This window comes from Bacillus sp. CIS52 (assembly GCF_053545315.1).
In genome coordinates this window covers 46,505-66,026 of record NZ_JBIUFR010000002.1, presented here as the reverse complement: position 1 = coordinate 66,026, position 19,522 = coordinate 46,505, and the positions used below count along the sequence as shown (strand labels likewise).

Genomic DNA, 19,522 nt, shown 5'->3' with positions numbered 1-19,522 from the left:
AAAAGTTTCAGTTTCCATAATAATAAAAGCGGGCCGGGCATAGTAATGCACCAAGCGGCGCTCAATTGGTAAAAATTATCTGCGCTTATTCCTAGATTCATGTCCGCCATATCGTGTATAATGGAGGCAGTTAAAAGAGAAAAAACAGAATGTCTGCCTTTGTTGCTTATTCGTACGAAGTTTTAGAGTCGAAAGTTGTGGTATATCAAGTCCATCCGATCTTATGATAGGGAGTGGTTTTTTGAAACCTTCAACAAATCGTATGCTGACTCGGATTAAATCAGTTTACATGTTCATCCAGGAAAAAGGTCTTGTGACGACACAGGAACTGGTTGATGAATTCGGCATTACACCTAGAACCATTCAGCGAGACTTAAATGTGTTAGCATACAATGATCTTGTTCATAGTCCTAGCCGAGGCAAGTGGGAGACAACACGAAAAAAAGTAAAAATTACATCTTAAGCGAACAATTACATAAGGCCTTTTTCGGCCTGACATGCTGCAAGGCAAAGCAGCGTCTTTGCCTTGTTGTTTTTTGTTCCTCTATATAAAAAGCCCAAAACAAATCTGTTTTGGGCTTTTCTGATATCGATTACACTTCAGTATCTTTCAGCGCTGCGAGCTCTTCTTCAGTCAGCTCGCGAAATTCTCCCGGCTTAAGCTCCGGATCAAGAGAAACAGCCCCCATCGAAAGCCGTTTTAAATAAGCCACTTCATTTCCGACAGCCTTTGCCATCAGCTTCACCTGATGATACTTGCCTTCTGTAATCGTCAAATGAATGACCGTTTCATCAGGGCTTTGAGTGATGGTTTCAACGGCTGCCGGCTTCGTCTTATAGCCCCCTTCAATGACGACGCCTTTTTCCAGATTGATGATGTCTTCCGGTGACAGAGGTGAGGTTAACCGGACCTCGTATGTTTTAGGCACGTGCTTTTTCGGAGAAAGCAGACGATGAGCGAGCTGCCCGTCATTGGTCAGAAGCAGAAATCCTTCGGTATCCTTATCAAGACGCCCCGCCGGAAACGGTTCGAATCTCTGTTCTTCGGGCGTCAGCAGATCAACCACCGTTTGCTGGCGGCTGTCTTCTGTAGCGGACAGCACTCCTTGCGGCTTATTCATCATGACATAAATAAATTCCCGGTAGTCTGCCGGCTCTCCGTATACCGTGATGTCCTGTTTATCCGGATCGACATGGGTTTTCACATCTTTCGCCGGCTCTCCGTCAATCATGACAGCCCCTGCCTTGACGATTTTTTTCACATCTTTTCTTGAGCCGAATCCGCTGTTTGAAAGCAGCTTATCAAGTCTCATCCTGATCCTCTCCTTTAAAAAGAAAAGCCCGCAATAAGCGGACTGTTCATTATTCCTCAATGGGCGGAATGCCTGCCTCTTCTTAAAACCCGCGGCAGACGGTTTCCAAACATTTTCTGCAAAAATCCGATCCGGTACGCGGCAAACATGTACACTGCACCGCCGACAGCGGCACAGACAAAGACGACAATCGCCGCATGCAGCTGGCCGCTTTGGTACGTTACGAAGAAACTGAGCAGCCATTGAGTCAGCTTGACTGCGACTCCCATTACAACGGATAATACCGCAATTAAAATGACCCGCTTCATAAGCACCGTATACGAATAGCCCGCATGGCGCTTAATCATAATAAAACCGTACAGAAGAGAAGCGATATAACCGAGCGCCGTTGCCAATATGGCGCCGTCTCCCTGAAACAGCTTGATCAGCGGCACGTTCAGCACCACTTTTATAATGACGCCGATAAAAAGGCTCACGACCGCAAATTTCTGCTTATTAATCCCTTGCAGGATCGCGGCGTTTACTGTAAACAGAGAAAACAAAATCGCAACAGGCGCGTACCAGAACAAAATATCCTGTCCGATATCCGGACGAAGGCTTTCAGAACCGTAGAAGAACGTATAGGCCGGCCCTGATAACACCGACATTCCGACAACGGCGGGGATTACCAGAAACAGAATGATCTGCATCGTCTGGTTAATCTGCTGATTCAAAAGCTTATAATTCCTGCTCGTAAATGATTCGGTTATCGTCGGGATCAGCGTCAGACCGAAAGCGGTCGCCAGAGAAACCGGAATCATGACAAGCTTCGGTACATAGAGGGTGACAATCGCCAGCATGTCCTGGCTGATGTCCTTATGGCCCGCCGCAATCATCGCTTTATTAAACGTATTCGTATCGATATAAGAATACAAAGGAATCGCCAGTCCGACAAAAACGTAAGGAGCGGCATAGCTGAAAAGCTCAATAAACATTTTTTTATAGCTTAAGTTCGCTGACGGGACGAGGTTCGGCTTCATCGCCAGAAGATCGCCTTTTCGCTTATTCCAGTAAATATAAAGGACGACAAGCCCTCCGAATGATCCGATCAGCGCTGCGAAAGTCGCATATCCGACTGCGATGACAAGGCCGCCGTTAATCACTCTTAAAATCAAATATGTTGCGCCCAATAAGAAGATGATCCGGGCAAGCTGCTCCACAACCTGAGAAACGGCTGTCGGCCCCATCATCTGGTGGCCTTGGAAAAAACCGCGTACAAGACTCATAATCGGCACAACCAAAAGTGCCAGACTGACCATCCGGATGACATAAACGACGTGGTCAATCGTAAGGCCGTTGTTACTTGCGCCGCCGAGAGATGTTTCCGCAAAAAACGGCGCCGAAATATAAAGTATCGAAAAAGCGATCATCCCGGTAACGAGCATAACCGACATTCCCGCTCTCAGCATCCGCCTGCTCGTCTCATAGTCTCCTTTGGAATTATATTTCGAGACAAACTTTGAAACCGCGGCGGGAAATCCCATCGTGGCAATGTTTAAAAACAGTGTATATTGATTATATCCGTATTGAAACAAAGCTCCGCCCGTCGCTCCGACCATCGCTCCGAACGGGATCAGATAAATCATCCCTAAAATCCGCGATATATAGGTGCCGAGCGTCAGCACGAACGTGCCCCTTAACAATTTGCTTGACATGTTTCCTCATCACCATTTTCTACGAAGATTCAACTTTTCTATTTTAACACAACTGGGCAAATAGACGGTAATAATTACAGCGGGAAACTTTTTGGGAAGCCCTAAAAAAACAAAACACGTTTAAGGATTCCCTTTCTTTCGCTATAATAGCAGGAAGCGGACATTTCCGCCTATTATACGCGAAAAAGAAAGTTGTTGATGAAATATGAAACATTATGACGTGATTGTGATCGGCGGCGGCCCGTCCGGTTTAATGGCTGCCATTGCCGCAGGTGAAGAAGGGGCAGATGTTCTATTAATTGATAAAGGAAACAAGCTGGGACGGAAGCTGGCGATTTCCGGCGGCGGGCGCTGCAACGTGACCAATCGCCTCCCTGTTGAAGAGATTATCAAACACATTCCCGGCAACGGCCGCTTTTTATACAGCGCATTTTCCGAATTTAATAATGAAGATATTATCGCCTTTTTTGAAAACCTCGGCATTCAGCTGAAAGAAGAAGACCACGGGCGCATGTTCCCGGTGACGGACAAAGCACAAAGCGTTGTCGATGCGCTTTTGAACCGTTTAAAAGAACTGAATGTCACCATCCGCACAAATGAAAAAATCAAAGAAGTGCGGTACGAGAATGGCAGAACAGCGGGCATTACGACAAACAATGACGAACACATTAACGCACGCGCCGTCATTATCGCGGTCGGCGGAAAATCAGTCCCCCATACCGGCAGCACCGGAGACGGCTATGCATGGGCGGAAGCGGCCGGGCACACCGTGACTGAACTCTTTCCGACAGAAGTGCCGGTTACATCGTCAGAGCCGTTTATTAAGCAAAAAACCCTTCAGGGGCTGTCTCTTAGAAACACGGCCGTCAGCGTCCTGAATAAAAAAGGCAAACCTGTCGTCACACATGTGATGGACATGCTGTTTACCCATTTCGGCTTGTCAGGCCCGGCCATTCTCCGCTGCAGCCAGTTTGTCGTCAAAGAACTGAAAAAGCAGCCAGAGGTCAAGCTCCGCATCGATCTGTTTCCCGGCATCACCGAGGAAGAGTTATTTCAGCGGATGCACAAGGAGCTGAAAGACGCGCCGAAAAAAGCGCTCAAAAACGCGCTCAGACCATGGATGCAGGAACGGTACCTGCTTTTCCTTCTGGAGCGGAACGGCCTTGATCCTCAGATCAGCTTTACGGAGCTGCCGAAGGATCAATTCAGGGCGTTTGTCAAAGACTGCAAACAATTTACGGTGTCAGCAGACGGAACGCTTTCTTTGGACAAAGCGTTTGTCACGGGCGGCGGTGTTTCCGTCAAAGAGATTGAACCGAAACAAATGGCGTCTAAAAAAATGGAGGGCTTATATTTTTGCGGGGAAATCCTTGACATTCACGGCTACACCGGAGGCTATAATATCACGTCAGCCCTTGTTACGGGCCGTCTCGCCGGCTTGAATGCAGGACGTTACTCACACTCGCTGTAAAATAGTTTTAAGCACATTAACGTGAGCGTCCCCACCAAAAATATGATAGAGTTTTCTGCGTTTTGTTTCACCTGATTGAGGGAATAGGAAGAAAGGAATGACCTGCAATCGTACGATCATACTAAAGCAAATGGCGTATTGAAAAAATAGTCAGAGGGTGAGAACGTTTGAAGAAAAAGAATATCTCCAGTGTTTTTTGGATTGTGATCGTTATCACAGCCGCTGCGGTTTTATGGGGAGTTATTTCACCTGACAGCCTGCAGCAAGTGACAGATACGGCACAACGTTTTGTTACGGATTCTTTCGGCTGGTATTATCTGCTGGCCGTTTCAATATTTGTCGGTTTCTGTCTCTTTCTCATCGTGAGTCCGATCGGCAAAATAAAACTCGGAAAACCCGGGGAAAAACCGGAATTCGGCTTATTATCATGGTTTGCCATGCTATTCAGCGCAGGCATGGGAATCGGCCTGGTATTTTACGGGGCTGCGGAACCGATCAGCCATTACGCGATCAGCTCTCCCTCAGGTGAAACAGAAACGCCCCAAGCTTTTCGTGATGCGCTCCGGTATACGTTTTTCCATTGGGGGCTGCACGCTTGGGCCATATACGCCGTCGTCGCTTTATGTATCGCATATTTTCAATTCAGAAAAGATGCACCCGGTTTGATCAGCAGCACACTGACACCGATTTTAGGCGATAAAGTGAACGGTCCGATCGGCAAGACGATTGACTGTATCGCCGTATTTGCAACGGTTGTCGGTGTGGCGACAAGCTTGGGGCTCGGCGCGACTCAGATCAACGGCGGTCTGCATTATTTATTCTGCATTCCGAAGACATTTTCCATTCAGCTGATCTTGATCGTTGTCGTGACCGTGCTTTTCTTAATTTCTGCGTGGAGCGGAATCGGCAAGGGAATTAAATACTTAAGCAATACCAACATGGTGCTCGCGGGTATATTAATGCTTTTCATGCTCATTGTAGGCCCGACGGTGCTGATTATGAACTCATTTACCGATTCTATCGGGCAGTACATCCAAAATATCGTGCAGATGAGCTTCCGCTTGTCACCGAATGATCCCCAAAAACGCGAATGGATTAACAGCTGGACCATTTTCTATTGGGCCTGGTGGATTTCCTGGTCTCCGTTTGTCGGCATTTTTATCGCCCGTGTATCAAGGGGCCGGACCATCCGGGAATTTTTAATCGGTGTGTTAGTGACACCTTGTATATTGGCCTTTTTATGGTTTGCGATTTTCGGCGTATCTGCAATGGACCTTCAGCAGAAAGGCGTCTTCAATGTCGCCGGATTGTCGACGGATACGATGCTGTTCGGCGCTCTCAGCCACTATCCGCTCACAATGGTGACATCCGTGTTGACGCTTGTTCTGATCGCTGTATTTTTTATTACATCAGCCGATTCAGCGACATTTGTGCTTGGAATGCAGACGACTTACGGCTCGTTGGACCCTTCAAACCGGGTGAAAGTCACCTGGGGCATTATCCAGTCGGCCGTAGCAGCGGTTTTATTATATTCCGGCGGCCTTGCCGCACTGCAAAACACAGCCATTCTCGCTGCGGTTCCGTTTTCAGTCGTAATCCTTCTGATGATCGTGTCTCTGTACAAATCATTAGCAAGCGAAAGAAAAGGAATCAAACAAGCGGAGAAATACCAAAAGCCGAGAAGTCCCCGCGTCAAAAAAGCATAATGCACAGTGAAGCCCGGCCATTCGTCCGGGCTTCTTTATTTCCGATATAAAATGAGAGCGGAAAAACAATAAAGCTGCTCCCCTTCCGGATCACAAGCTGCCGCTACCGTATATTTGATATCAACGAGCTGTTCTTCAGAAATCCCCTTTAAAAATGAATTGACTTCAGTCTGCAAATCCTTCTCATGCTCCTCATCAAACACAGCTATCTTCAGCACGTCATCCTCTCCTTTCCCTATCAATTTATTCCGGTAGAAATGAATTATGATAGAGAATAAACAAGTTTTTCTTTTTTACTGATCTTTACTAAAAATAACCGAAAATCGCTATTGAAAACGCTTACTAAAATGTGATAATATCACTTTAATCATAACCAGTTCATTTCTATTTAGTAAATTTTTAGTAAAAAGGAGATGCAAAATGGTCCGCCTCAAAGATATTGCCTTACAAGCATCTGTATCCAGTGCGACAGTATCAAGAATTTTGAACAGAGATGACTCTTTGGCCGTGACTGAAGAAACAAGAGAAAAAGTCCTGCGGATCGCCGATGAGCTCGGCTATCAGCCGGCGGCAAAAAAACGAAAGAACCGCAGACGCAGCGATTCAGCGCCTCTGATCGGCGTTGTCAGCTGTCTGTCACCGGAGGAAGAACGGCAGGATCCTTATTTCTCAGCGATCAGAAAAGGCATTGAAGAAGAATGTTTTGAACAAAAAATCTTTATCACTTCTTCTATCCATCTCGGTTCTTTCCAAGAGCAATTATTTCACGATTTGGACGGTGTGATCGTAATCGGCAGCCTCCAAGACGAGGCGCTTACGAATATCTGCGCCGCTTTCAGGCACGCCGTATTTGTCAACGGCACACCCGATCCCTCTCGCTACGACTCCGTCAGCGTGGATTTTTATGCCGCAGCGCAAAAGGCGATAGAACATCTGCTGTCACTCGGCTATCAGCGGCTTGGCTATATTGGCGGCCGTGAACGGGAGCATACCGTCATAAATGGTGTAAACAGCAATCAAACGATTGAAGATAAGCGTCTGACCGCTTTTTTACAAATGGCCGGCGCCGAGCCGGAGCATGTGCTGGTAGGCGAATACAGCATGCACGAAGGTTTCCGGCTGATGAAGGAAGCCATCAAAAGCGGGAGTCTGCCTGACGCTTTCTTTATCGCAAGTGATTCAATGGCCGTCGGCGCTTTAAAAGCCTTGCAGGAGGCCGGCCTTCAAGTCCCGCGTGATACAGCGATTGTCAGCTTCAATGGCATTGATGAAGCAGAATACGCCAGCACGCCGTTATCAACGGTAAAAGTATACACGGAAGAGATGGGCCGGACGGGCGTCAAACTGCTTCTCGACCGTTTAAATGGCAGAACCGTCCCGCTGGCCGTGACGCTTCCCACTTCACTGATTGTCAGACAAAGCTGCGGTTCACAAGAAAGGAGGTGACGTTTCCCGCAGCGTTTATATCATATTTAAAGGAGGAAAAGATGAAACGCTTACTGGTTTTGTTTCTTTCTTTTACTTGTATGGTACTTACCGGCTGCTCGGCAAAAGAGAGCAGCTCAGGAGAAAAGCAGAAAACCTTGACAGTCTATTCCACCATTTCCTCAGACAGCGAACGCACCGTATTCAGAAAATTGGCTGATGCATTCCAAAAAGAACATCCGGACATTCACGTAAACGTTCATTTCCCAGGCAATGACTACGAAAATATGATGAGGGTCCGAATGGCGGCCGATGACATGCCCGATCTTTTCGACACGCACGGCTGGGCCAAAATCCGCTATGGAGAATATACAGCCGATCTCAGCGGAATGTCTTGGACGAAGCGGCTCGATCCGAATTTAAACAGCATGCTTAAGGACGCCAAAGGCAGAATATACGCCTTCCCTCTGAATCAGGCAAAGGACGGACTGGCCTACAACCGTACGTTGTTGGAAAAGTACGGCATTAAACCGCCGGAAACGATGGATGATTTGATGAAGGCACTGAGACAGATTAAAGAAAAAAGCGGCGGAACAGTCACCCCCTTCTGGTTTGCCGGTTATGAAAAAAGTTCATTTGCCCAATATTACGATCAATTCGCCGCACCGCTTCTCATCACAGATCCCGCTCACCGTTACAAAAAACAGCTGTTAAACGGAACCTTCCGCTGGACACACTTCACCTATTTATCTGACAAACTGAAAGAGATGCAAAAGGAAAACCTGCTCAATATAGATGCCGTGACGGCAAAACGGTCCCAGCTCATCGAACTGATGGCGCAAAACAAAATCGCCTTTACGCTGCAGGGCGGCACCCTCGGCCAAGACGTCGCTCAAATCAATCCAAAGGTAAAAGTCGGCATCATCCCGACCCCGGCTATCCACAAGGGAGACGCACCGGTATGGATCGGGGGCGAACGTTATACGCTTGCGGCATCCAAGGATTCCCCGCAGCTTGAAGAAGCGAAACAGTTTATCGCATTTATGGCCCGTCCCGAAAACGCAAAATCAATTGCCGAAGCGACCTCGCTCCCGGCCGGATTAGTGAATGTGCAAACGGACATTTTCTATGCAAATGACTATAAGCGCTATCAGCATATTAAGGTGCAGCCTTATTTCGACCGCCTTTATTTGCCGAACGGAATGTGGGATGTAATGGGAACAGCCGGACAGGAGCTGATGGCTGATATTTTAACTCCTGGTGAAATTTCGGCGAAACTCGGCAGAGAATATAAGCGGCTCCGTCTTCAGTCTGATCACGAGGAGCTGAAAAAGAATGAGTGATCTTGCAAGAGAAACCGCCGGATATCAAAATAAGAAACCTGTAAAACCCGCGTCACTATGGTGGATGTACGTCCCTGCTCTTGCCACGGTTTTTATTTTTATGATTTTTCCGTTTGTCAAAGGCGCTTTTATCACATTTACAAACTGGAACGGTTTTTCGCAGACGTATCAGTGGGTGGGTATCACTCAATATAAAAGGCTTTTTACAGACCCGGACACGTGGCTCGTTGTGAAAAACACTTTGCTTTACGGACTCGGAAGCACTTTTTTTCAGAATATGCTCGGACTTTTATATGCTTTGCTTTTGAATCAGAGCTTAAAAATGAAGGCGATCACAAGAACGATCGTCTACCTGCCCGTCATTATCAGTCCGCTGATTATGGGATACATTTGGTATTTTATTTTCTCATATGACGGGGGCGCGCTGAATGATGTGCTTGGCGCGCTGGGAGCCGGTTCTGTCAATGCCCTGGCAAGTCCGTCGGCGAACCCTTGGATTATCGTCATGATTAACACCTATCAATACGCAGGCATTGCGATGATTGTGTATTTAGCAGGGCTGCAAAGCATTCCGAAAGATTATTACGAAGCGGCAAAAATGGATGGCGCGGGCGGTCTTCAGCCGTTTTTCACTATTACACTGCCTTTGTTGATGCCGGCTGTCACCATCAATATGGTCATCAATATCATCGGGGGGCTGAAACTGTTTGATGTCATTTTCGCGCTGACCGCAGGCGGGCCGGGCAATTCTTCTCAATCAATGTCGACGTTTATGTATGATTTATATTTTAAACGGCAGGATGCGGGGTATGCCGCCGCCCAAGGTGTGTTTATGTCCGTCATTATTCTCGTCATCAGCTTTACCGCTCTCGTGTATTTCAAGCGAAAGGAGACGGAAATGTCATGAAAACAGCCCGAATGCAGATCTTTACCCTGTTGGCTGCCGTCATCTCATGCGTTCATATTGTCCCCTTTTACATTCTGCTGACCACGTCCTTAAAAGCAAAAGGAGACTACAGTTCAAAATGGTCGCTGCCTTCCGCTTTTTCTTTTCAGAATTTTCGTGAAGCATGGGAGCGGGCCTCTCTTGGGCAATCCTTTCTGAACACGATCATCATTACGGCCGTTTCCGCCGCTTTGTTAATTTTCATGGGTTCGCTTGCCGCATATCCGCTCGCAAGAAGAAATACGAAGCTGAATAAAATCGTCTTCGGCCTTTTGATTTCAATTATGATTATCCCGCCTTTGACTTCCATGGTTCCTTTATACAAGATGGTCGCTGATGCGGGGCTGATCAATACGCATGCCGCAGCCATTCTCATTAATACGGCTGCATATATGCCGCTGACCGTTTTCTTATATTCAGGGTTTATCCGCTCTTCCATTCCGAAAGAGCTTGAGGAAGCGGCCCGGATGGACGGCGCGGGATTGATCAGGACTTTCTATACGATCGTGTTTCCCTTGTTGAAACCGATTACCGCAACAGTCTGCATCATTTCCTGCGTGTTTATCTGGAACGATTACCAATTTGCGATTTTCTTTTTACAAGATCAGAAGGTGCAGACATTGACCGTGGCTATTGCGGGATTTTTCGGCGAAAATGCGAACAATCTACACTTAGTCGCCGCAGCCGCGATTATGGCGATGCTGCCGATGGTCGTTTTGTTTTTGGCCCTTCAAAAATATTTTATTTCAGGGCTGTCCTCCGGGGCGGTTAAAGGCTGAAAAGAAAAGGGAGGAATTTCTGTTGAAGAAAATTACGTTTATCGGAGCCGGAAGCACGATTTTCGCAAAAAATGTGCTGGGAGACTGTTTACTGACTGAAGCTTTAAACGGATTTGAATTCGCGCTTTACGATATTGATGCTGTGCGGCTGAAAGAATCCCAGCTCATGCTTGAAAATATGAGAGACCGATATAATACAAGCGTTTCTATCATCTCTTACGATGACCGAAAACAGGCGCTTAAACACGCCGGCTATGTGATAAATGCTATTCAGGTCGGCGGCTATAAACCCGCAACGGTCATCGACTTTGACATTCCGAAGCGGTACGGCCTCCGCCAGACGATCGCCGATACTGTCGGAATAGGCGGCATTTTCCGCTCCCTCCGCACCATCCCCGTTTTATTTGATATCGCAAAAGACATGGAGGAAGTCTGTCCGGATGCATGGCTGTTAAACTATACAAATCCGATGGCTTCTCTGACCGGCGCGATGCTCAGACATACAAATGTGCAAACGGTCGGCCTGTGCCACAGCGTGCAGGTCTGTACGAAAGATCTGTTTGACTCACTCGGCATGGATCACGAAGGTACGGAAGAACGCATTGCCGGCATCAACCACATGGCTTGGCTCTTGGAGATCAAAAAAGACGGAATTGATCTATATCCGGAAATTAAAAGACGTGCCCGTGAAAAGCAAAAGACGAAACATAAAGACATGGTTCGATTTGAGCTGATGGATAAGTTCGGCTGCTACGTCACGGAATCATCTGAGCATAATGCCGAATATCACCCGTATTTTATAAAAAGCCGATATCCGGAGCTGATAGACGAACTCCAAATTCCGCTTGATGAATATCCGAGGAGATGCACAGAACAAATCAAAAATTGGGAAACGATGAGAGACGGCATCATCAACAATCAAAACCTGACGCATGAACGCTCGAAAGAATACGGTTCGAGAATTATAGAAGCGATGGAGACGGGGCATCCGTTTATGTTCGGCGGCAATGTGCTGAATACGGGGCTGATACCGAATCTGCCGGCGAAAGCGATCGTAGAAGTGCCGTGCGCCGCCGTCAAAAATCAAATTATGCCGTGCTATTCAGGCGAACTTCCGGAACAGCTCGCGGCGCTCAACAGAACGAACATCAACACACAGCTTTTAACCATTGAAGCGGCCGTCACTTTAAAAAAGGAAGCCGTCTATCAGGCGGCGATGCTTGATCCGCATACGAGCGCCGAGCTTTCCATGAATGACATCATATCTTTGTGCGATGACTTATTTGAAACGCACAAAGACTGGCTTCCAGCTTATCACTGATCATTCGCGATCCGGCCCTTGAGGGGGCCGGACGCTTTATATGTTCAGCACCAGTTTGACCGTCTGTAAGGTGTGTCCTTTAAAGTCTTCTTCAAATTCACATACCCATTGAAATCCTTTAGCCTGATAAAAGGACAGGGCGGGGCGGTTCTCTTTTTCTGCATGGACATAAAGCTCTTTTATCCCGCCGGACTGTCTGATGCATTCTTTAAGAAGTGCCGTGCCTATCCCGCTTCCCTGACAATCCGGATCAATATAAATGGCGGCGAGCTCCGCTTTCCCGTCTTTTTGAACCGAGGTGGCATTTGCAAAACCGAGATGTTTTCCCTCTTTTTCTTCTGCCACAAGGAACAGTGAATGACGAAACCGGCGTTCCATCATCTCATCCTGATAGGCGGATTCGAGAAACTGATCCTGAATGTGTCTGGGGATAATCCCTTCATACGTATGATGCCAGCTTCGTTCCGCGATTTGCCGGACCTGTTTGATATCACTTGCTTTCATAGCGCGTATGACCGGTTTCACCTGATCGCCTCCCGTTTTTTTCTATAAAAAAAGAAGAAAAGACGTGCATCCCTTTTCTTCTTTCACTTCAAAACGTTATTTCTTCGGCTTTGTTTCGCCTTCCCATTCCAGCATTCCGCCTTCAACATTAACCGTACGGAAGCCCTGCTCATGTAAATACATACAAACGTTCATGCTTCTTTTTCCGGAACGGCAGATAAATACATATTCCTTGTCCTTGTCAAACGCATCCATCTTTTCTGGGATGTCCCCCATGCGGATATGAACAGCCTGCGGAATCATTCCTTCGGCGACTTCTTCATCTTCTCTGACATCAATCAGATACAGCTCTTCTCCCGCTTTTAATTTTTCTTCAAGTGCGGCTGTGCTGATTTCATTTATTTTCAATATGTGACACTCCCATTCATCTTTATGGTGTAAGTATACCAAAGCCCGCGGTGCGATTTCTATGATAGAGGCCTGATAAAAAATCCCCTCTCTGTAGGAGAGGGGCTTCGTCCGGTCAGTTTGCGACGATATTGACAAGCTTGCCCGGTACGGCAATGATTTTTCGGATCGTTTTTCCTTCAAGCTGCTCTTTTACTTTTTCGTCAGCTTGTGCGAGCTGTTCTAATGCTGCTTTATCAGCATCAGCCGGAACCATTAATTTCGCTTTTACTTTTCCGTTCAGCTGGACGACGATTTCCACTTCATCATCCACCAGTTTTGATTCGTCATAAGCAGGCCAGGCTTCGTATGCAATCGAACCTTCGTGGCCGAGCTTTTCCCACAGTTCTTCCGCCAAATGCGGCGCAACAGGAGAAAGCAGCTTCACAAAGCCTTCGACATATTCTCTCGGAAGTTCATTCGCTTTGTAGGCTTCATTAATGAAGACCATCAGCTGAGAGATGCCCGTATTAAAGCGAAGAGCTTCGTAGTTTTCAGTCACTTTCATAACCGTTTCATGATAGACGCGCTCAAGAGTCTCGCCCGCGCCTTCTGTCACTTTGCCCGTCAGCTCGCCGTTTTCCTCGATAAACAAACGCCATACACGGTCAAGGAAGCGGCGCGCTCCGTCAAGACCTGATTCAGACCAGGCGATAGAGGCGTCAAGAGGCCCCATAAACATTTCGTACAGGCGGAGCGTATCTGCTCCGTGAGACGCCACAATTTCATCCGGATTAACGACATTTCCGCGGGATTTACTCATTTTTTCATTATTTTCCCCGAGAATCATTCCTTGGTTATACAGCTTTTGGAACGGTTCTTTCGTCGGTACGACACCGATATCATAGAGGAATTTATGCCAGAAACGCGCGTACAGAAGGTGAAGCACGGCATGCTCCGCTCCTCCGATGTAAATATCGACAGGCAGCCATTTATCCAGTTTCTCAGGTGAAGCGAGCTGATCCGGATTTTTCGGGTCGATAAAGCGAAGGAAATACCAGCAGCTTCCCGCCCATTGCGGCATCGTGTTCGTTTCTCTTCTGCCTTTTCTGCCCGTTTCAGGATCAGTGACCTCTACCCACTCTTTAATGTTGGCAAGCGGTGATTCACCTGTTCCGCTCGGTTTGATCTCATCGGTTTTCGGCAGAATCAGCGGCAGCTCTTCTGCCGGAACGGCTGTTGAAGTGCCGTCTTCCCAATGAATGACCGGAATCGGCTCGCCCCAATAGCGCTGGCGGCTGAACAGCCAATCACGCAGACGGTATGTCACTTTTTTCTCACCGTTTTTCGTTTCTTCAAGCCAGGCGATCATTTTTTCAATCGCTTCCGCTTTATTCAGTCCGTTCAGAAAGCCGGAATTGATATGTTCTCCGTCTCCCGTGTACGCTTCCTCTGCCGTGTTTCCGCCTTTTACGACTTCTTTGACAGGCAGGCTGAACACTTTGGCGAATTCAAAATCGCGTTCATCATGCGCCGGCACGGCCATTACAGCCCCTGTTCCGTAAGAAGCGAGGACATAATCAGCTATCCAGATCGGCAGCTTTTCCCCGTTTGCCGGGTTTACCGCATATGCGCCCGTGAAGACGCCCGTTTTTGTTTTCGCAAGATCCGTCCGTTCCAGATCACTTTTCGCCTGAACTTCTTTAATATAAGCGTCTACCGCTTCTCTTTGTTCAGCCGTCGTGATGGCCTCCACAAGCTCATGCTCTGGAGCCAGCACGGCATAAGCCGCGCCGAACAGCGTGTCCGGTCTTGTCGTAAACACCGTGAATGTGTCGTCAGTGCCGTCGATCGCGAAATGGACGTTTGCGCCTTCTGAGCGTCCGATCCAGTTGCGCTGCATGTCTTTAATGCTTTCAGGCCAGTCAAGCTCTTCTAAATCTTCAAGAAGCCTGTCCGCATAAGCAGTGATTTTCAGCATCCATTGTCTCATCGGGCGGCGTTCAACCGGATGGCCGCCCCGCTCGCTTTTGCCGTCAATGACTTCTTCGTTCGCAAGCACCGTTCCGAGTGCCGGGCACCAGTTGACCGGCACTTCGTCTACATAAGCGAGACCTTTTTCATACAGCTTGGTGAAGATCCACTGCGTCCACTTGTAGTAGTCAGGATCAGTCGTATTGATTTCACGATCCCAATCATATGAAAAACCGAGCGATTGGATCTGGCGGCGGAAATTATCGATATTGTGTTTCGTAAACTCAGCCGGATCATTCCCCGTGTCAAGCGCGTATTGCTCGGCGGGAAGCCCGAACGCGTCCCATCCCATCGGATGAAGCACGTTGTACCCTTGCATGCGTCTCATGCGTGAAAGAATATCGGTTGCCGTATAGCCTTCTGGATGCCCGACATGAAGGCCGGCTCCTGAAGGATACGGGAACATGTCAAGCGCGTAAAACTTCGGCTTGTCACTCTCTTCGCTGACGGCGAACGTTTTATGCTCCAACCAGTAATTCTGCCATTTCTTTTCTATTTTTTCGTGCTGAAAACTCAACGCAAAAACCTCCTTCTGATTGAATACGGCGTATGTAGTCCAAGTATTGACGGGATAAGGAAGATGATATTCAGATTATTCTAAAACTAAAAAAAACTCCCTCATCCCAAAAAGGGACGAGAGATTTTTGTTTCCCGCGGTACCACCCTCGTTAGCGCGGTTTTAAGCCGCACTCACTTGATACTTTTAACGCAGTTATGCGTCAGCGGTTTTGCCGCTGCAACTCTGAGGCGAGTTCGGAAACAGACTTGATTGACTTGCACCGGCCGTCAACTCTCTGACTGCAAAATCTGCTTCTTACTGCTCCTCTTCACTGTTCTTATCGCTACCGTAATCTTACCTGTATTTTATAGAATTCTGTTCATAAGTGCAAGCAGGTTTGTATACAATGGGAATGTACCCAGAACGGGTCATGAGCGGGGATATTATTTTGATGGAGGATTTTTTTGCTGGTGTGGTTTTGCTTCGGCCGAATCACTGTTTTGTTCCCTGACAAAATCAAAGCTCCTGAGAACAGCTTCTCCGCCGTAGCCTGCGATTATGGATAAGATGACGAGTTGAATTCCTGAATCGGGGTCAGCGGATAAGACAAGTAAGATGGAAGCAGCCATTCCGATAAAACCATCTTCCAAAAAACCGAGATAGATAAACCGCTTTGTCATTCTGGGTTTCTCCAGCCTGCCTCTTTTTTTCACATGACCGAGAACCCCCATGATTCCTCCAATTACACAAGCAATAATTACCTGATGCAGCATCTTCATCACCTTCCTAAAGCCCTTATTTAGTAAAGCGACTTCAGGCCATCCAGCCCCCTTACGAATACGATGATTTTCGATATCTACATACCGGCGAATGAGCAGGAAAGTAAAAAGCTTGTTTCTTCCATTATATGTGAACACATGATCGGTAAGCTTGATGCATTAGATTCATTTTTCACCCAGTGACAATGACCTAGTCACTTACTTAGCGATGATGTGCCTTCCCTTTATATATTCAGTGTATATGAGGACAAGCCCGAATGACAAATTGCAAACTGCGGCTGCTTGAAACAGAACATGTGTTATGCTACGGTTACTGTAGATTCATTTAAAAAGGGGAGAAACAATGGCTGAAAAAAGTGCGCAGCTTTACGGCCAAAAGGGGGTTTTATATGGCTGACTCAAATGTACTCGGAAATCTGGAGCAGCTGGAGCTTATCAAAAAGGCGCTTGATCACGCACGCATCGGCGTGGTGATTACAGACCCCTCTCTTGAGGACAATCCCATCATTTATACGAATCAGGGATTTATGGATATGACAGGCTATTCTTCCGAAGAGATATTAGGTAAGAACTGCAGATTTCTGCAAGGAAAAGAAACCGACCGAAAACAAGTCGCGAAAATAAGAAAAGGCCTAAAACATAAAGAAAAGATCACGGTGCGGCTGAAAAATGTAAAAAAAGACGGCACCCCGTTTTGGAATGAACTCAATATTGATCCTCTTTATGTTGAAGACAAGCTCTATTTTGTCGGATTTCAAAAAGACATCACAGAGCAGAAAGAGTACGAAAAGCTTCTTGAGGATTCCCTCGGAGAAATTGCGACGCTGTCAACGCCGATCGTTCCGATTCGAAAAAGGATCTCCGCCATGCCGTTAGTGGGGAATTTAACAGAAGAACGATTTGATTCCATTGTGACAACTTTGACAGACATATTAACCGCATCTAAAGATGATTACTTAATTATAGACTTATCAGGTTTAGCTGAGGTAAACGAACAGACCGCAGACCGGATTTTCAAATTGCATCATCTGCTTAATTTAATTGGCACAGAATTGATCATCACCGGTATCAAGCCTTCCCTTGCCATGAAAATGAATCAGCTTGATGCCAGCTTTACTTCATTAAAGACGTATTTAAATGTTAAGGACGCCGTCAACGTGCTTCCGCTCTTATAAATAAAAAATCCCGCCGAAACAGCGGGATTTTTTATGTCGTCATCGCACTTGGACGTTTTGTTTATTAACGGTTTTCAGACGTTTGTCATACAGCACCGTCGCTAGGATGCTGACGACAAGAAGCGCCATCAGGAACAAAAGCAGCACGCTCATGCCGTATTGATCAACCAGCACGCCTCCAAGGAGCGGCCCGATCATTCTGCCGCCCGTCGCCGCACTGTTGACGAACCCTTGGTAAAACCCTTCTTTCCCCTTGGGCGCAAGCTGATTGGCAATAGTAGGCACGGCAGGCCAGACAAGCATTTCTCCGATCGTTAAAATCACCATCGCGGTAAGGTACATCGGAAAGTGCTTGGCGCCAAGGAGCACGCCCAACGAGACGATAAAAATACAAAAGCCGATGACCATCTGCGTTTTTAACGCACCGGACCATTTTTTCAGAACAGCACCTATAAGCGGCTGTCCGGCGACAATCAGTATTCCGTTTACGGTCCAGAGCACACTGTATAATGAAAGCGGCATACCGATGCTTTGAGTATGTGACGCAACGGTTGTGGACCACTGCGAATAGGCAATCCACCCGAGAACATACCCGCCGCTCAGTATAAGAAGCGCCGTAAATTTCGTTCTGCTGCTGACAGGCTCGTAGTCCAGTACAGAGACCTGGCCCGCATTTCCGGTTTTAATATTTCGAAACCCGAAAAATACGATAAGGAAAAACAGCACATACAGCAAAGCATTGGCTAAAAACACGTACGTAAACGAGTACGCCGCAACCATTCCGCCGAGTGCTGAACCGACCGCGACACCTGCGTTCTGAGCTACATAAATCGCATTAAAAGCTCTCCGTCCGCCCTCTTTCCAGACCGCTCCCGCCATGGCGTAGCTGGCCGGAAACACGATGCCGGAACCGAACCCGACAATGACGAGCAGCCAAATATAAACGGGCCATTGGTGAAACAGAACGAGTCCGAGAAGACTTGCCAAGGTGATGATAATACCCAGCATAATGGATTTGAATCCGCCGATTTTATCAAACAAAAATCCGCCGCATAAATTCCCCGCCACACTGGCTCCGGAATTCAGCATCAGAACAACCCCCGCGACAGTCAGCGATTTCCCTAAATGATTATGAATATAGATCGTATTCAGCGGCCACAAAAAAGATGCGCCCGTCACATTGATAAACATTCCGATAATTAATATCTTCAAAGCGCGCGGCATACCGATCCCCCTTTCTCTATAAAAAAACCCATGAAAAAACGGAAACCGCAAGCTGCAGCTCCGTATCGATCACGTTATCATAGCAGATTCATTTTATCGCCGCGGACGCCTTTTTACAACATCAGAATCTGAAAAAAATAATGCCGGAATGTTGAAAAAATTACAAATGATCGGCTTCACAAACATAAACGGGATTCATGCTCTTTTTCTCAGCAGCCAAAACGGAATATACAGAATGAAAAAGCTCAGCATCACCGCAGCTTCCATTGAAAGAAGATACCACGGCCAAGGGCCGAGAACATTCAGAAGCGAAGCGGTCTTCGGTTTTTTCATTAAATAGAGGTAGTTTGCATTCAGCACATGGTCAATCAAAAAGACACACGCCCCGTACAGATTTACGGTCAGCAATGACACCCAGAGCGCGCGCACCGACGGCCTGTACTTTTGGGCACCGGCCATAAACAGACAGGCTAGAAACACACAGCCGTGCGAGATGAAAAATACGATGTACCGAAAATGAGGGAAAGAATACGCCCCTAAATCAGGTGTGGCCATCGCTTGTATGGCGCTGCCCAAACCGGCAAAATAGAGAAAGGCGAACAGCTTTTTGCTTTTTGTCATGACCATCAGCATCGCCAAATAGACGGAAAGGTCGCTCAGCTGCAGCGGCAGAGATGTTTTCAGCGACCAGGCATGATGCCATAGCAGCCATATATGATAGCTGACCTGCGACACGGCTAGAAGAATGAACAGCACATATCGGAAAACGCGATTCGGCTGGCCGTGATGGAGCGTTTTCCGGAATACGATCACGCCCGCCCCCAGCAATCCGATGATCAACAGCGTGAAAATGTGTTCCTTGGAAAAAAGATGAAAAGCCCCTGTTTCAGATTTCAATTGAAAATACTTCTGCATAAGGCTC

18 protein-coding genes and 1 other annotated feature are annotated in these 19,522 nt (G+C 47.3%); of the genes, 9 read left to right on the top strand and 9 right to left on the bottom strand.

What is annotated here, in order from left to right; translation table 11 throughout:
• Positions 1–241: 241 nt before the first annotated feature.
• A complete protein-coding gene (locus ACH32G_RS10215) occupies positions 242–463 on the top strand; it encodes a DeoR family transcriptional regulator (protein WP_003152337.1) in 222 nt (73 codons plus the stop codon).
• 130 nt (positions 464–593) lie between these two features.
• Here ACH32G_RS10215 and ACH32G_RS10210 read toward each other — a convergent pair whose 3' ends face one another.
• Together ACH32G_RS10210 and ACH32G_RS10205 are read right to left on the bottom strand one after the other, a co-directional pair.
• Positions 594–1,313: a pseudouridine synthase gene (locus ACH32G_RS10210; RefSeq protein ID WP_049627202.1), complete on the bottom strand. Its 720-nt coding sequence runs from the start codon at positions 1,311–1,313 to the stop codon at positions 594–596.
• Positions 1,314–1,369: 56 nt separating this feature from the next.
• Positions 1,370–3,007: a putative polysaccharide biosynthesis protein gene (locus ACH32G_RS10205; protein ID WP_016938523.1), complete on the bottom strand. Its 1,638-nt coding sequence runs from the start codon at positions 3,005–3,007 to the stop codon at positions 1,370–1,372.
• Between the two features lie 205 nt (positions 3,008–3,212).
• On the opposite strand from ACH32G_RS10205, the gene ACH32G_RS10200 reads away from it, so the two are divergent.
• Positions 3,213–4,478, top strand: coding sequence for a BaiN/RdsA family NAD(P)/FAD-dependent oxidoreductase (locus tag ACH32G_RS10200; protein WP_016938522.1), 1,266 nt, complete (start codon positions 3,213–3,215; stop codon positions 4,476–4,478).
• Between the two features lie 167 nt (positions 4,479–4,645).
• Positions 4,646–6,184 carry a glycine betaine transporter OpuD gene (gene opuD, locus ACH32G_RS10195; protein WP_448814318.1) on the top strand — a complete coding sequence of 513 codons (1,539 nt, stop codon included), beginning with the start codon at positions 4,646–4,648 and terminating at the stop codon, positions 6,182–6,184.
• A 35-nt stretch (positions 6,185–6,219) separates the two neighbouring features.
• Here opuD and ACH32G_RS10190 read toward each other — a convergent pair whose 3' ends face one another.
• Positions 6,220–6,402 (bottom strand): sporulation protein Cse60, encoded by a 183-nt coding sequence (locus tag ACH32G_RS10190; RefSeq protein ID WP_013353238.1) that lies wholly within the window; start codon positions 6,400–6,402, stop codon positions 6,220–6,222.
• Between the two features lie 202 nt (positions 6,403–6,604).
• Here ACH32G_RS10190 and ACH32G_RS10185 point away from each other — a divergent pair, with 202 nt between their 5' ends.
• Genes ACH32G_RS10185 through melA form a run of 5 tightly spaced genes read left to right on the top strand, consistent with a single transcriptional unit; the run spans position 6,605 to position 11,998 of the window.
• The gene (locus ACH32G_RS10185) at positions 6,605–7,630 is read left to right on the top strand and encodes a LacI family DNA-binding transcriptional regulator (RefSeq protein ID WP_448814317.1); all 1,026 of its coding nucleotides are present in this window, start codon (positions 6,605–6,607) and stop codon (positions 7,628–7,630) included.
• A gap of 41 nt (positions 7,631–7,671) precedes the next feature.
• The gene (locus ACH32G_RS10180; protein WP_448814316.1) at positions 7,672–8,952 is read left to right on the top strand and encodes an ABC transporter substrate-binding protein; all 1,281 of its coding nucleotides are present in this window, start codon (positions 7,672–7,674) and stop codon (positions 8,950–8,952) included.
• Entirely contained in the window at positions 8,945–9,859 is a 915-nt protein-coding gene (locus ACH32G_RS10175; RefSeq protein WP_448814315.1) for a carbohydrate ABC transporter permease, read from the top strand. The genes ACH32G_RS10180 and ACH32G_RS10175 overlap by 8 nt, the downstream gene beginning before the upstream one ends.
• A complete protein-coding gene (locus ACH32G_RS10170; RefSeq protein WP_448814314.1) occupies positions 9,856–10,677 on the top strand; it encodes a carbohydrate ABC transporter permease in 822 nt (273 codons plus the stop codon). Before ACH32G_RS10175 ends, ACH32G_RS10170 begins: the two co-directional genes overlap by 4 nt.
• A gap of 22 nt (positions 10,678–10,699) precedes the next feature.
• Positions 10,700–11,998 carry an alpha-galactosidase MelA gene (gene melA, locus ACH32G_RS10165; protein WP_448814313.1) on the top strand — a complete coding sequence of 433 codons (1,299 nt, stop codon included), beginning with the start codon at positions 10,700–10,702 and terminating at the stop codon, positions 11,996–11,998.
• A gap of 36 nt (positions 11,999–12,034) precedes the next feature.
• Here melA and ACH32G_RS10160 read toward each other — a convergent pair whose 3' ends face one another.
• From ACH32G_RS10160 to ACH32G_RS10145, 4 genes are all read right to left on the bottom strand, one after another.
• Positions 12,035–12,523, bottom strand: a complete 489-nt coding sequence (locus tag ACH32G_RS10160; protein WP_448814312.1) for an N-acetyltransferase family protein — start codon at positions 12,521–12,523, stop codon at positions 12,035–12,037.
• 75 nt (positions 12,524–12,598) lie between these two features.
• Positions 12,599–12,910 (bottom strand): rhodanese-like domain-containing protein, encoded by a 312-nt coding sequence (locus tag ACH32G_RS10155; protein ID WP_016938514.1) that lies wholly within the window; start codon positions 12,908–12,910, stop codon positions 12,599–12,601.
• A gap of 115 nt (positions 12,911–13,025) precedes the next feature.
• Positions 13,026–15,440 (bottom strand): leucine--tRNA ligase, encoded by a 2,415-nt coding sequence (gene leuS / locus ACH32G_RS10150; protein WP_448814311.1) that lies wholly within the window; start codon positions 15,438–15,440, stop codon positions 13,026–13,028.
• 109 nt (positions 15,441–15,549) lie between these two features.
• Positions 15,550–15,763, bottom strand: a binding site (T-box leader).
• Positions 15,764–15,865: 102 nt separating this feature from the next.
• Complete coding sequence (locus tag ACH32G_RS10145) at positions 15,866–16,201, bottom strand: DUF4257 domain-containing protein (protein ID WP_015418038.1); 336 nt, start codon at positions 16,199–16,201, stop codon at positions 15,866–15,868.
• A 389-nt stretch (positions 16,202–16,590) separates the two neighbouring features.
• On the opposite strand from ACH32G_RS10145, the gene ACH32G_RS10140 reads away from it, so the two are divergent.
• On the top strand, positions 16,591–17,376 hold the full coding sequence (locus ACH32G_RS10140) for a PAS domain-containing protein (RefSeq protein ID WP_448814310.1): 786 nt from the start codon (positions 16,591–16,593) through the stop codon (positions 17,374–17,376).
• 39 nt (positions 17,377–17,415) lie between these two features.
• Here ACH32G_RS10140 and ACH32G_RS10135 read toward each other — a convergent pair whose 3' ends face one another.
• On the bottom strand, positions 17,416–18,600 hold the full coding sequence (locus ACH32G_RS10135; RefSeq protein WP_448814309.1) for an MDR family MFS transporter: 1,185 nt from the start codon (positions 18,598–18,600) through the stop codon (positions 17,416–17,418).
• Positions 18,601–18,795: 195 nt separating this feature from the next.
• Positions 18,796–19,515, bottom strand: coding sequence for a YwaF family protein (locus ACH32G_RS10130; protein WP_448814308.1), 720 nt, complete (start codon positions 19,513–19,515; stop codon positions 18,796–18,798).
• Between the last annotated feature and the right edge of the window lie 7 nt (positions 19,516–19,522).